The sequence below is a fragment of the Yinghuangia sp. YIM S10712 genome (assembly GCF_051388935.1).
Lineage (GTDB): Bacteria > Actinomycetota > Actinomycetes > Streptomycetales > Streptomycetaceae > Yinghuangia.
Map to the genome: position 1 here is coordinate 1,157,122 of NZ_JBPKBI010000001.1, position 13,672 is coordinate 1,170,793.

7 protein-coding genes are annotated in these 13,672 nt (G+C 67.6%); 2 read left to right on the forward strand and 5 right to left on the reverse strand.

Features of this window, described 5'->3' with window-relative positions; genetic code table 11:
- Window positions 1–40: 40 nt before the first annotated feature.
- A complete protein-coding gene (locus ACRX5W_RS05375; protein ID WP_436786719.1) occupies window positions 41–2,005 on the forward strand; it encodes a DUF2075 domain-containing protein in 1,965 nt (654 codons plus the stop codon).
- 105 nt (window positions 2,006–2,110) lie between these two features.
- Window positions 2,111–4,015 (forward strand): DNA/RNA helicase domain-containing protein, encoded by a 1,905-nt coding sequence (locus ACRX5W_RS05380; RefSeq protein ID WP_436786720.1) that lies wholly within the window; start codon window positions 2,111–2,113, stop codon window positions 4,013–4,015.
- Between the two features lie 99 nt (window positions 4,016–4,114).
- Here ACRX5W_RS05380 and ACRX5W_RS05385 read toward each other — a convergent pair whose 3' ends face one another.
- The 5 genes from ACRX5W_RS05385 to pglZ form a co-directional block, all read right to left on the reverse strand.
- Window positions 4,115–5,206, reverse strand: a complete 1,092-nt coding sequence (locus ACRX5W_RS05385) for a CBS domain-containing protein (RefSeq protein ID WP_436786721.1) — start codon at window positions 5,204–5,206, stop codon at window positions 4,115–4,117.
- A 3-nt stretch (window positions 5,207–5,209) separates the two neighbouring features.
- Complete coding sequence (locus tag ACRX5W_RS05390) at window positions 5,210–6,964, reverse strand: GmrSD restriction endonuclease domain-containing protein (RefSeq protein WP_436786722.1); 1,755 nt, start codon at window positions 6,962–6,964, stop codon at window positions 5,210–5,212.
- Between the two features lie 134 nt (window positions 6,965–7,098).
- Entirely contained in the window at window positions 7,099–9,234 is a 2,136-nt protein-coding gene (locus ACRX5W_RS05395; protein ID WP_436786723.1) for a DEAD/DEAH box helicase, read from the reverse strand.
- Complete coding sequence (brxD, locus tag ACRX5W_RS05400; protein ID WP_436786724.1) at window positions 9,231–10,574, reverse strand: BREX system ATP-binding protein BrxD; 1,344 nt, start codon at window positions 10,572–10,574, stop codon at window positions 9,231–9,233. The genes ACRX5W_RS05395 and brxD overlap by 4 nt, the downstream gene beginning before the upstream one ends.
- Window positions 10,575–10,757: 183 nt before the next feature.
- The gene (gene pglZ / locus ACRX5W_RS05405; RefSeq protein ID WP_436786725.1) at window positions 10,758–13,667 is read right to left on the reverse strand and encodes a BREX-2 system phosphatase PglZ; all 2,910 of its coding nucleotides are present in this window, start codon (window positions 13,665–13,667) and stop codon (window positions 10,758–10,760) included.
- Between the last annotated feature and the right edge of the window lie 5 nt (window positions 13,668–13,672).

The window sequence follows — 13,672 nt, forward strand, 5'->3', positions numbered from 1 at the left end:
CCCCCACCCGCACGCGTGTATTTCGTGCGGCGGGGGACCCGTGCATCTCGATCGCATCTCAGCGCATGCTTTGGCGGCGCGCCTGACGGATCCCGGCTACTTCGAGGCGTTGGCGGACAGGGCGCAGGCGCAGCACCCGAGGAACGCCCGTCCGACGGAGAGTCAGGTCAACGCCTGGCGTGATGGTTTGCCGATCGTGGTCGCGGACCTCCTCGCCATAGGCCGTGGTTCGGTCGAGTTGTTCATCGAGTATGAGCTGCCCGGTGCGGGCGTTGAAGCCGACATTCTGCTGTCGGGAAGGCACCCGGACACCGGCGAACCGTCTTACGTCGTCATCGAGCTCAAGCGCTGGACGCACGTGACAGCGGATCCTGCGCAGCCGCACCGCTGTTACCCCGGACTCGTTCCGGAGGGGAAGAGCAAGCCGAATCCGGTTCACCAAGTCCGGGACTACTGCGTGCAGTTGCTGTCACGTCACGAGGCTGTGGCAGGACACGGCGAGCGCCTGGCCGGCATTGCGTTCCTGCACGACGCCAAGATGGCGGACGTTCGCAGTCTCGCGCTTCTCCAGCCCAGCATGCACGGCCAACTGTTCACCGACGACACCCGCGACCGGCTCCGTGACGTCCTCGCGGCGCGCTTCGCGCCTGCGATGAGCGTCGCAGGCGAGCATGAGCGCAGTGCGGGAAATCTTTGGGAAGCCGTACGCCTGGGCGCACGGGTCGAGATCAGGCCGACGCTTCGCGCAGAACTGCACGGGCTGCGGCAGTTCCAACTGATCGGGAACCAAGGCGAGGCGTACCACGGAACGTTCGCCGCCGTCGACGCCAGGCACGCGACGGGCCGGAAGCAGGTGGTCATCGTCTCGGGTGGACCGGGCGCCGGGAAGTCGGCGATCGCCACGAGGCTGCTGCATGATCTGCGACAGGGGAACCTGGACGCCGAACTCGTGGTGCCGAGCTCCGCATACCGCAAGGTCGTTGCGAGCGAGGCGCCGCGTGGGACCAAGTATCTGATGCGTTCTCCAGGCGCCTATCAGGCAGCCGAGCCCGATTCGATCGATGTTCTGATCATCGACGAGGCACACAGGATTCAGCGCACCAGCGCCGGGATGTACGCGACGAATGCGGCTCGCGCTGCCGCACGTCCGCAGATAGAGGAACTCATCGACACGGCGAAGGTCTCCGTCTTCTTCCTCGACCGGCACCAGACGATCCGGCCCGGTGACGTCGGCTCGGTCGAGTTGATCAGGGACGCTGCACGGGCGTTGGGGGCACGCGTCGCGCCGGTTGTGGATTTGGACGGCGCCTTCCGGTGCGGCGGCAGCAAGAGATACCTGGACTGGGTGCACAGGCTGTTCGAACTGGAGCCGAACTCGATGGCGGCGACCTGGTCGGGGGATGGACTGATGGATGTGCGGACGGCCCAAGACATGTTTCAAATGGAGGCGTTCCTCAGGGACAAGGAAACCGAAGGAGACTGCGCGCGCATCGCCGCAGGGTACGCATGGCCGTGGCGCGAAGCCGACGCCGACGGTCACCTTCCCTTGGACATTGTTCTCGACGACGGATGGCGCCACCCGTGGAACGCGAGGTCGGAGACGACCCGGGACGGTATCCCGTCCCGGTCGTCTTGGGCCGTCGCGGACGGCGGATTCGGGCAGGTGGGATGCATCTACACAACGCAGGGCCTGGAGTACGACTGGGCGGGGGTCCTCATGGGCCTCGACCTCGTGCGGCGCGGCGACGCGTGGGTGTCGCAGCCGCAGAAGTCCTGTGATCGAGCCGTGAAACAAGGCTGGCGGACAGACGGAGGCGCGGCTTTCGATCGGTGCGTACGCAATACCTACAAGGTCTTGGCGACGCGAGGTATGCGTGGCGCGGTCTTCTATTCCGTCGACCCCGAAACCCAGGCGTATCTGGAACAGATGGTCAACGTCAGCTTGGCACGCGAGTACAGCAAGGGCCCTGAGGCGAAGCGCTTCGGGACACCCCGCCGACGCTGAAACGCTAGGGTTGGCGGCGACCGATTGCGGCCCGCCGGGCTTCCGGCCAACGGACATGCCCCCACCCGCACGAGCTACTTCGTGCTGTCTGGGGGACGTTCCGCGATGCTGCTCCGCATGTCCGCGCGAACACTGGCCGAGGAATGCGTTGCGGGGACGCTCGAGGCACGCCTCGGCGACCGCTACCGCTTCGTGTTCGGACGCGAAGCCGGAGCGAGCGAGCGAAGGTCCTGGGTCAACAGCCTCAAAGCGCTCGCCGACGTTCTGAACGACGCCGGGCTCGGAAGCGTCGAGGCGATGCTCGAATACCAGTTGCCGCTCACCAGCAAGCGCGCGGATGTGGTGCTCGCCGGCATACACCCGGCGACGGGCCGGCCCTCCTACGTCGTGGTCGAGCTCAAGCAGTGGAGCACGGCGAGCATGGTCCCCGACAATGACGAATTGTGCCTTGTCCCCACGTACGGTAACCATGCGCAGTTGCATCCCGTACGACAGGTTGCTGCGTATTGCGATTACCTCATCGACTTCACCCAGACACTTGCGGACCACGCAGATCGGCTCGTCGGAGTGGCGTACCTGCACAACGCGAAGCGTGCGGACGTCGTCGAATTGGCAACCACGGCAGTGGATATACCGGGCAATTGGATGTTCACCGCCGACGAACGCGGCGAGTTGCTCGATTTCCTCCGGAGCCGCCTGTCATCGACGAACGGGGCACAGGCGGCGGATCTGCTGCAGTCGAGCCGAGTTGCGCCGAGCCGTCAGTTGATGGCCGTCGCCGCGGATGAGGTGAAGAACCGCGAGCAGTTCGTCCTGCTCGACGAGCAGCGTGTCGCGCACGCGCTCGTCATGCGCGCGGTTGCGGTGTCCCGCGAGGCCGACAGCAAAGAGGTCATCGTTGTCACCGGCGGCCCCGGGTCGGGTAAAAGCGTCATCGCGCTTTCGCTCCTTGGAGAACTGGCTCGCCGCGGTCGCACCGCAGTCCACGCGACCGGCTCCAAGTCCTTTACGGTCACGCTCCGCAAGATCGTCGGACGAGGGTCGACGCGTACCCAGAAGCTCTTCCAGTACTTCAACAGCTTCACGCAAGCCGAGCGCAATGGCTTGGACGTCCTGATCTGCGACGAGGCACACCGTATCCGCGAGACAAGCAACAACCGCTTCACACCTGCGGCGAGGCGCAGCGGCAAGCGTCAGATCGAGGAGTTGATCGACGCTGCCCGCGTCCCGGTCTTCCTGTTGGACGAGCACCAGGTGGTCCGCCCGGGGGAGATGGGCACCGTGGCCGAAATCGACGCCGCAGCGCGCGTGAAAGGCTTGCGGGTACGGCACGTCGACCTCAATGCCCAGTTCCGCTGTGGTGGGAGCCGTGAGTACGAAGAATGGGTGCTGCGGCTTCTCGGCCTCGTCCCGGGAGGGCCTCTCCCATGGGGCGGCGCTGACAACTTCACCGTCGAAACAGCAGAGAGCCCCATGGAGTTGGAGCAGCGTCTGCGCGACCCGCTCGGTCGCGGTTACGGTGCCCGCATGACGGCCGGCTTCTGCTGGCCGTGGAGTGATCCGCGCCCGGATGCCACTCTCGTCGACGACGTGGTGATCGGCGACTGGCGGCGTCCGTGGAACGTCAAGGGCGACCGCTCGGTCGGCGACGCGCCCCCGTCGCAGCTTTGGGCCACGGATCCGGCAGGCTTCGGTCAGGTCGGCTGCATCTATACCGCCCAAGGCTTCGAATACGACTGGAACGGGGTCATCTTCGGCCCTGACCTCGTCTGGCGCACCGACCGCTGGGTGGCCGTCCGCGAGGCAAGCCGGGACACCGTGGTGGCCCGCGCCCCTCACGAGGAGTTCGAGGCGCTCATCCGCAACACCTACAAGGTCCTGCTCACCCGCGGCATGGTCGGCACGGTCCTCCACTCCACCGACGCGGAAACCCAGGCGATGCTGCGCGGCTTGATCCAGGACGGGGCGGTGACGCGACTCCGACGCACGCATGCCACAGCGGAACGCTGATCGAGCAGGCGAACGACACTGCCACGACCGGGCGTAGCGGGCATGTGCCCCCCTCCCGGTCGGGCGGTGTCGGTGATGCTCGGCACCTCAACTCATCGTTCAGACAAGTGACTTGAGAATCTGAATGCACTGGCCGAGTTCGCGCGTGGCCGTGTTGTCGTCGGATGCGGGGTGAAAGTGCGCGATCTGGTTGCGGATTCGGTTTGCCCGGCGCAGTTGGTGGACGAGCAACTGCCGGTCGATGTCCGGACGGTCCAGCAGCGACCAGTTCGCCGCGGCGTTCGTGCGATGCTTCGCCTGAGGATGCTGTTCATCGAGCAGCTTGATGTAGTCGCCGATCGTCAGTTCGCCGATTTTGCCGCGTGTCTCGGGTTTGTCGGCACCGAACGACTGCGCAATCGCGATGTTGTCCGCGGGAAGGACGCCGAGCCACTGGCGGATCAACGATTCGACGCGGCCCACCAGGAAGAACGGTTGCGCGGTGCTGCCGAAGTAGTGCGACAGATCGGCTGTCGTGACGATGCCCGCGACCACCGTGGCGTGTTCGGTGACCAGGGCGTGGCCGTACCGGCAGATGACGGGTATCTGCGCGAACAGATCGCTGTGGCCGGGGGCGCAGTGAGGGCCTTCGCTGTCGAGCGCGTTGAGGAGCGTCGGCTCCTTGTTCGCTGCGTACATCTCCGCAATGGATCGCCACGTGATCATCCCGTGGACGCGCCCGGCGGAGTCGATCACCGGTACTTGGGAGAATTCGCGGGCCTGCATCAGGTACTTGGCCTGCGCCAGGGTCGCCGACGGCGGAAGGCTTTCGATCCCCGCCGTCGCGGAGGGGATGTCCCGCAGTTTGAGGGTGTGCCGCGGCAGGGCAAGCTCGTCGGCCTCGCTGCCCGCCGTGCCGCCGCCGTTGAGGCTCTCGGTTGCCGGCCCGGTCAAGGAGCCGAGGTCGTCCGCTTTGAGGATCTGCACGGACGCGGAACGGCCGCAGAACCGGAAGTCAGGAAAGGTACCCAGTCCGGCATCGGTCAGGATTCGATCGATGTCTGAGACGGATTGGTCCGTCCTCCGCCGGTGGCCGCAGATCTCAAGGATCTGTACGAGCGTGACGTGCTGGCCGACAAGCGCCTTGAGCTGGTCTGCCGGTGACTGCGCCGGCTGCGGGCCAGGGCTACCGCTGACCGATTGTGTGGTCATGCGTCACACCGCCTTGTCGCGGTGCACGGTGCGCCTGCCCATGGCACCATCCACCAGTGCGAGGAGCTGCCGTGAGCGGTCGTCGTAGAACTTGTCGAAGTCGGCGGTGCGGAGCGCGCCCGGTTCGATCAAGTGCGTCGCCACCACGTCGTCGAACCATTCGCTGCGTGTGCCCGACTCGATGGCGAGGGATTGCAGATACGCCTCGGGGGACCCGGTCATCGAACGGGCGGCCCGCTGAGACAGCCACGTCTTGTTGACGATCGACTCGCCGCGCCTGTCTCCGGGGTGGTGCCTGGCAAGCCATGCCTTGGGGAAGATCTGCCGGATGTCCACCGCCATCTCCTGGAGGTGTTCGGGCCGCATCGCTTCCTCGGTGAAGTACCAGTCCACCGCGCCTTGTTGGGCGACCAGCGCAAAAATCCCCTTGTACGCGGCGCTGTTGCGGGTCCTGAGGGTGTCGAGGCGCTCTTCCAGGAAGACGGACTCGGTGATGGTGTCGGGGAGTTGGCCCTCTTCGTTGACCCATGCCACCAACTGTTCGACATCCCGCGTGTAGCGACTCTCCAACGCGCTGCCGTACATCTCGCCGAGGACGCCGCACCAGTACCAGCGCCGGATCCTCTGGGCCGTTTCCGGCTCGTCGGTACGGTCGCCGAGGATCGCGCGTACCGCCGCGAGCGGGACCAAGTTGGTCCGGTACGGCAGATCCGCCGGGTCGACGATGAACTCGCCGGCAAGGAACCGCCCGACCCACGAAAAGGCGTCCCGCACCACCGGGGAGAGTCGTTCGAAGTCGACCAAAGGCAGGCTGAGGAGATCCCGCCGCTTGCATGAGACGGCGGATCCCGTGCCGTGCTGCTTGCGCTCCCAGGTGAGGACGAGGCTCACCGCCTGGAGAAAGTCGCTGCTGCTCAGACCGTCGTCGATGCCTTTCTCGATGTTACCGAGAACCGGGAATTCGGAGGCCAATTGCTTTTTGATCTCGTGCCACGCGTCCGGCAGGCGGTAGTAGTCACCCTTTGCGGTTGTGTACGACTGGTCGCCGGCGTACGTCGCGGTGAGGAGTTCGAACACGTTGAGGGGAACGCCGCCGGTGTTGACGCGTTCGAAGACCGCGCACACGGCGTCCATCGAGGTCGTCGGGTCCAACCGGATCATGGGGACCTGAAAACCCTTGATCTTGTCGAGGATGACATTGAAGGGTCCCCAGATGCCCCAGTTCGCAGGATCCGCCGCCGTGAAGCGTTCCTGCCAGGCGTTGACCTTCTCCGGATCGAAGACGATGTGCAGAGGGAAGTGCCGAGCCGCGTACTCCTGTTCAGGAGTCGACAGATCCAGCACGACGGTACGCGCGAAGTCGGCCTTCAGCAGTTTGTCCGCGGGTACGGAGACGATCGCCTCGTCTCGATCGGCCGTCGGATCGACGGCCTTTTGCATGTCGATGTAGTACCAGCGTTCAAGGGGCCGGTTGCGGGCGTCGACGGTCTGCACCGGTCGGGCGAGGTACAAGGACTGGAAGAGCGACGTCAAACGCTGCTGCCCGTCGAGCAGCAGGTGAGCGGGAGTGACGCCGGCTGTGCCGTCGGCGCCGGTGAGAGGGCGGGACCGGAAAGGGCTGGAGCCCCCCGTCTCCAGCGTCATGATGACGCCGAGTGGGTACTCGAGCGTCACCGTCGCGATCAGCGCGCGAATGCGCTCGTCGTCCCATTTCCATTCGCGCTGGAAGTCGGGCAATTGAATTGCGCCGCTACCCACGTCCGTGAGGATCGGGCCGAGCTTCCGATTGTCGAGTGTCACCATGAGCATCCCCCGCTTGAACTCCGACGGGCCCTACCGTAGCCCGTCGTTACTGCTCGCCACAACGTGTTACGTCATCGCGGCCGTTCGCCCTACAAAGATGAGAATCGGACTTTCTCGCTCAACGACGCTGCGGCGGCGTCGAGATCGGCCAGGCGGGCGGCGAGGGTGGCTTCGGCGAGACGGGAGGGCAGGGCGGCGTTGAATTTCAGGCCGTTGAGTGCGCGTTTGTCCACTTCGGGCAGGCACAGGTGATCAGCCGCTGTGGAAGCGGCCTTCTGCCATTGCTCCGGAGTGAGGTCTTCGCGAAGCCGCACGAACGCGTCGGTCGGCCGTTGCAGCGGGTCGGCCAGGCCGCCGAGCGTGGCCGCCAGGGTCGCATTCGCCCGAAAGCCGGCCCAGGTCCACCAGCGCACGTTGGCGTCCCGGCCGCCGCGCACGATCACCGTGCCGTCGGGGTGCACCAAATCGGCGGCTTTGTCCCTGGCCTGCGCAAGCGCCGTCTCGGCGCGCCGTGTCAACGAGACCGGGGGCGTGCCACCGAGCAGCACCTCCCGGGCGGCACGCGACAGTTCGTACGACGCGCCGAGGGCCGCTCCGACCGCGTTCCATTTGGCCCGGCCGCCGCCGTCGACCGGCTCCACGAAGCAGCGGCGCCGCGACCAGTCGATGTAGGTCACCTGCCAGCTTCGGCCGGCCAACAGCAGCCGCCTTGGTCCGGCGACCTCCTCGGTCAGCAGCGCGGGATCCGTGGTCCCGATCTCGTGGCGACCGGCGAGCACAGTGAATTCCGGAGCCGCGGTGAAAACCGCCGTCAGGTCCATGAAGTGCCGGTATCCGAAGCGCTTTTCCGCCTCGGCGCCGATGAACAGCAGGCCGTCGTCCGTGTCGAGAAAACCCGCCTCCACCAAGTGGCGCACAATCGGCTCGGCCGAAGGACCGAACGGGCCGAGGCCGCCCCACCATTCCTGCCACAGCCGTTCACCCACCCGGTGTTCCTGCAGGCACAGGGCCAGAATCTGCTGCGCCACGATGTGCCGCGGCTCGGGCGGGGGGAGGACCGGCTCGACCCAACCGCGGCCCCAGAGCAGCAGCAGAGCCGCCGCGCCGATGAGGCTGTCGGTGTCCGTGGTCAGGAACAGGCAGTTGCGTTCGGTACCGGATCGCCGCCCGGTCCGGCCGATGCGCTGCAGGAACGAAGCGACGGTGCCCGGCGCGTCTATCTGGATCACACGGTCCAAGTCCCCGACGTCGATGCCGAGTTCGAGGGTGCTCGTCGAGACGATCACACAGTCGCGCGCTTCTGCGAACGCCTCCTCGGCGCGGCGTCGTTCGTCGGCGGATAGCGAGGCGTGCGAGAGGAACACCGTGACGCCTCGGGCTCGCAGCGCCGAGCCCAGTTCTTCCACCGCCCTGCGCGACTCGCAGAAGACGAGGCGCTTCTCCCCGCGGTGCAGGGCCGTGATCACCGTGGCGGCGTTGTCCAGCGAACCGACATAGTCGAGTTGCACGTTGCCGGGAGGCGGGAGCACGGGCGCCCCCACGCGCAGATCGCGTAGGTGAGGCGCGACCACCCGCGCCACACGTTGGTCGGCCTGGGACCCTTGCAGCCACTGCAGCAACTCGCCGGGATTGCCGACCGTGGCCGACAGACCGACGCGCTGCACCGGCCGGCCGGCCACGCGCTCCAGGCGTTCCAGCACCGCCAGCAGATGCCAGCCGCGGTCGTCGCCGGCGAAGGCGTGCACCTCGTCGATCACGATCGACCGCAGCCCCGCGAAAAACGCACGGTGGTCGACGTTCGCACTGACGAGCATGGCCTCCAGAGACTCCGGCGTGGTCAGCAGCACGTCCGGACGCTCACGCAGGATCCGTTTGCGCCGGGACTGGGACACGTCACCGTGCCACAGCGCCGTGGTACGTCCGAGCCAGCCCGCGTAGCGTTCCAACCGCGGCAGCAGGTTGTTCAGCAGAGCCTTCAGCGGACACACATACAGCAGCGATGTTCCCGACCAGTTCTCGTGTGCCATGCGTGACAGCAGCGGGAACACCGCTGCCTCGGTCTTCCCCCCGGCGGTCGGCGCGAGCAACACGGCGTCCGCGCCCTCCGACAGGGGCTGGATCGACTCTTCTTGCAGCGGCCGCAGCCCGGGCCATCCAAGGCTGTTGACGATGTGATGGACGAGTCCCCGGTGCAGCCGGTCCGCCGGATCCTCGGCCGCGGTCACGGCAGGTCCAACTCGACATCGTCGGCCCCGGCCGCCGCGTTGCGCTCCACATCGGTCATCTCTGCGGAGGCAACTGTCAGCGCGTAGTGCCGGCGCGGGTCGAAGTCGGCGAACTGGTCCACCCGGTCGAGCACATCACCGACGAGCTTCTTCAGGAACAACCGTGGGGCGACGCCGACTTTGCCGCCGAGGGCCCCGCCGACCGCCTCGGCGAGTTCGGCGACGTAGGCGTCGTCCACCACGGAGGTGACGCGCTGCGGACTCGTGCTGCCTTCCGCGTACAGGTCGCGGATGGTGCGCCCCAGGTCGACCAGTGCATCGGAGTCGAAGCCCGAGAGCCTGAGTTGCACGGCACGCGGGTTGTCGAACCTCGGGTCGGTGGTGAAGTCGGTGGCGAGCCGCTGCGCGAGCGGCGCGAGGCGCTGGACGCCCTGCTGACCGTCGAAGAAAGCCGGTGTTCCCGTGATGACCACATACAGGCCCGGGAAGCGCCCCGAGTGCACCTCGTCGATCAACTGCCGCAGCGCGTTGAGCGCCTTGTCGCGAGCGTCCGAACGCACCCGCTGCAGCGTCTCCACCTCGTCCAGCACCACGAACAGCCCCGCATGACCGCTGTCCCGCAGCACGGTGAGCAACCCCTGGAGGAAGCCCAGGGCCCCGAAGTGGTCGAGATCCCCGCGCACTCCGGCGGCCTTGCGCGCGGATGCGGCCACATGCGGTTGACCGCCCAACCACGCCATGATTGCCGCGGCCGTGCCTTCGTCGCCGGCTGCCGACGCGTTCCGATAGCCGCGCAACGCGGTCGCGAACGACGGGGCGTGCCGCGAGACTTCGGCGAGCCGCGCCTCCATGAGCCGTGACACCGCGCCGGTGAGGTCCTCCTCGGCCACCCCGTCGGCCAGCGCGTCCTCTTCCAAGGCGTAGAACCACGCGTCGACGACAGGACGCAGGGCGCTCGGTGCGAACCCGGTCGTGGCCAGGCGTTCGGTGAGCCGCCGGTAGACCGTCTCCAGCTTGTGCAGGGGGGTCTCGGTCTCGGAGACCTGGATCTCCGAGACCGCGAAGTTGCGCCGCTTGGCTCGCTCGCCGAGCCACCGGGTGAAGAACGTCTTGCCCGAGCCGTATTCGCCGCGCACCGCCTTGAACACCGAAGCCCCGGAGGCGACCGCGTCCAACTCCGCGTCCAGCGCGGGCTCGAACCGCTCCAACCCGGTGGCCAGCAGATCCAGGCCGGTTTCCGGTACGGCGCCGCGCCGCAGCGCGTCGATCACGTCGCGGCGCCGGGCAGGGCTGACCGACGTGCTGCCGGGCGCGGCAGGATGCCGACGATCAGTGCTCATCGGATCATTGTCCTCATCGCGCCAAGCCTGTCGTCTTGTGGTCGGGAACTGTTCGCGCCGATGCTGCAGCGGTGAAATCGCCGTGCCGACACCAAAGGCGTACCGACGCGGCGCAGGCCACACGACCGAGCCTCGTCGGAGGTTCTGCCCGACGTGTACGGGCTGCGCGGCGAGGCTCCCGGCTCATCCGCGCAATCCGAACTGCAGGCGCAGCAGTCCGACGTCCAGGCGCAGCGTCCGACCGTCGGGCAATGCTTCCAGCACTTGTTCGCCGTCGCGGTTGAGGAGTTGGCGGAGCACGGCCGCGAAGCTTTCGACGCTGCGTGTCGCGGGCCACTTGACCCGCTGCGCCAACGCGGTTGTCGGAAGCGTGCCGCCGGCATCCAGCAAGGCCAGCACCGCCTGCCGCACCCGATCCCGGTCAGGGCGCCGGGCGAGTAGTTGGACCTGTGCCTCGAAAGTCTCCGAGCGCAGCAGTTCGTCGACAAGAGCCTCGTGGGGGGCCGCCACAACCGGCTCCAGTAGCGCGCCGGTACCGGCGGCGGCGAGCGAGATCTCGAAAAGCGAATCGTGCGTTTGCGCGATCTCAGTCTGGAACCGTGTCTGCCTGGCCGCGGTCTTGGCAGGCGCGCTCGGCGCCGGCCGTGACGTACCCGCCGCTGTGGGGCCCGGCGATGCGCCGCCGCGTCCGTCCCGCAGGGAGAGCTGCCACCACTCGGGCTGCTGAGTGCCGAGTTCGCGCCACCCCTTGGGCGGGGTCGCACCGAACGGCAGGAAGGCCAGGATCGGCACGGCCACCTCGGCGGGTGAAACACCGCCGTGGTAGCCCGCCTTCTTTGACGTGTACCGGGAATCGCGGTCCCACAACGCGACAATCGAGTTTCGGTGCTCGGGCGCGACCACCCGGGCGCCCGCCAGTGCGATCTCGGTGTCTCCCGGTGGCCTGCCACCCGCGGGACGGTAGCGGTCCGCCGTGGTTCCCGGCGGCGCGTCGACCCTGCGGCCGTCGCGGTCCACCACGTGGCCGTGGTCGCTCGTGATGATCACGACGCGACCAAGCTGCGCCGCGTATTGGAGGAGTTGCGTCAGACCCGCGATCTCGGCGAGGTGCCACGAACCGTCGCCGATCTTCTGTTCCTTGGCCAGCCGGTCGTCTATGACGTTGAGAACGACCGCGACATGGGTCCCGTCGTCGTCGAGGGCCGCGAGCAACTCCGGGCCGAACGGCTCGGCGTCCTTGCCGCGCAGGTCGTCTTTGTGGAACACAGCGGCCTTGCGCGGGCCCCAGAACGGCTGGGCCGCGAACAACCGCTTTTCGTCGGCCTGTCCGCCGGTCATCAGGCGCCCGGCGAACAACGAGGTCCGCGACACCGCCGTGGTCGTCGGCAGGGCTGCGGCCATCGCGCGTCGGCGAGGGGGATCGGTGGCATCCGGCAGCGGATCGTATTCCGCCCAGTGCTCGCGCAGTTCCTCTCCCAGCTCGGCGGCGATGGCGGCGCTCATGCCGTCGATGACGATCAACAGCATGGCCCGCTTGGTGTCCGCGACCATCGGCTTGACCACCGTCGACAGGAAGGATTCGACGGTGACCATCGTGCCGGGACCGCGACCGTCCGCCGTCCAAGCCGCCAGTCCACGGGCGAAGTCCTCATCGATCACCCGGCGGCGTGCGCGCACATCACGCACGATCGACGCGTACGCCGAACGCAGCACGGGATCCGTGTCGCCGCCTGCCTCGATGTGCTCCAGCGCAAGATCGACCCACCCGTTTTCGGCGACGTGGGCGGCCACCGAAGCTGCGACGGTGTCGGCTCCGGCACCGGGGCCGCGGGCCGGCCAACGCACGAGCCGCTGCGCCATACGCACTCGCTCGATGCGTACGCGGCTCTCACGAGACGTGGCCAACCGGTGGTCGGCCAGAGCCGCCACCGCCGACGCAATGGGTTCCGGATCGCCTGAGGCCAAGGCCACGCCGACGGCCTCGAACCTGGCTTCCAGACCGGCAACGAGCAACGGACTGCGCCGCGCTGCCCCCTCGGCCCCGAACTGCCGTGCCAGCACGGCCGCCCGGTCCAACACGATGCCTGTCATACGGCGTGCCGCGGCCGCAGGTAGGTCGAACTCGTCGCCCCGAGACTGCCCTTGGGCGATTTCCGCAGCGACGAATTCTTCGCACGCGCTCCCGAACTTCGCCATCAAGGCGTCCAGTTCGCGGTCCCGGGCCGGGGGTTCCTCGCCCAGCCAACGCTCCGCTCGCCCGCGCGCCTGGTAGTCCTCACGCTCGGTGTCCTCGGCGGCGTGCACCCACAGCGCGGCGCAGACCAGGCCGAACGCCACCGCGTCGCTCCCGTGCTCGGCCGTCACCAGCGAGAAAAGGATCTTGCCGGTGTCGCCGCACTGGTCGGCTTCCCCGAGGAATCGTGCCAGCCCCTCGCGCTCCGGCGACCGGAGCGCGAGGAAGCGTTCGACACCGCCGCGGGCCGACGACCAGCGCAGAAGCGTGTGGACGTCGAGCCCGTCCCCATCGACGAGAACCGACTCGTCGTCGCCGTCGCGACCGGTGCGGCCGATGCCGAGCCTGCGCTTCGCGAGCGCGGACAGCGCGGTGTTCCGCGACAACATCCCGCCTGCCAACTGCGGCCAGTCCTTGCCTGTTTGTGCATCCGCCAGAGCCTCGGCGGCCCAGTTCTCGGTGAAGAGGCGGCGGTCGGTTTCGGTGGCGCCGAAAGCCTCACGCACCACATCCCACACGTTCACGCTGCTGACCCGCTGCCGGTGCACCTTGGCGAGCAGATCCGGCCCGAGCTCCGCCTCTTCGCGGTCGGTGAGCACGACCAGTATCTCCGGACCCTGTACCGAGCTCAGGTGACGCAGCACGTGTTCGTGGACGCCGAGGACCGACGGAGCGACCGTCACGCGCGCTCGTCCGTCGCTCCACGCGACTTCCTCCGGACCGTGCCACACCGGCTCGGCGCGCAGCAGGACGACGATGCGCCTGCCGGAGGGCACACCGGTCGTGGTCTTGGAGGCCAGATACTGCGTCACTGTCGCGGTGGACAGGCGCATCGCGCTGGTGGATGCCGTGATGCTCACCGACC

Excerpts from the sequence above, each read along its gene's own strand:
- ACRX5W_RS05380 (WP_436786720.1), top strand. The coding sequence starts at position 2,111 with ATGCTGCTCCGCATGTCCGCGCGAACACTGGCCGAGGAATGCGTTGCG.
- ACRX5W_RS05385 (WP_436786721.1), bottom strand. The coding sequence starts at position 5,206 with ATGACCACACAATCGGTCAGCGGTAGCCCTGGCCCGCAGCCGGCGCAG.
- brxD (WP_436786724.1), bottom strand. The coding sequence starts at position 10,574 with ATGAGCACTGATCGTCGGCATCCTGCCGCGCCCGGCAGCACGTCGGTC.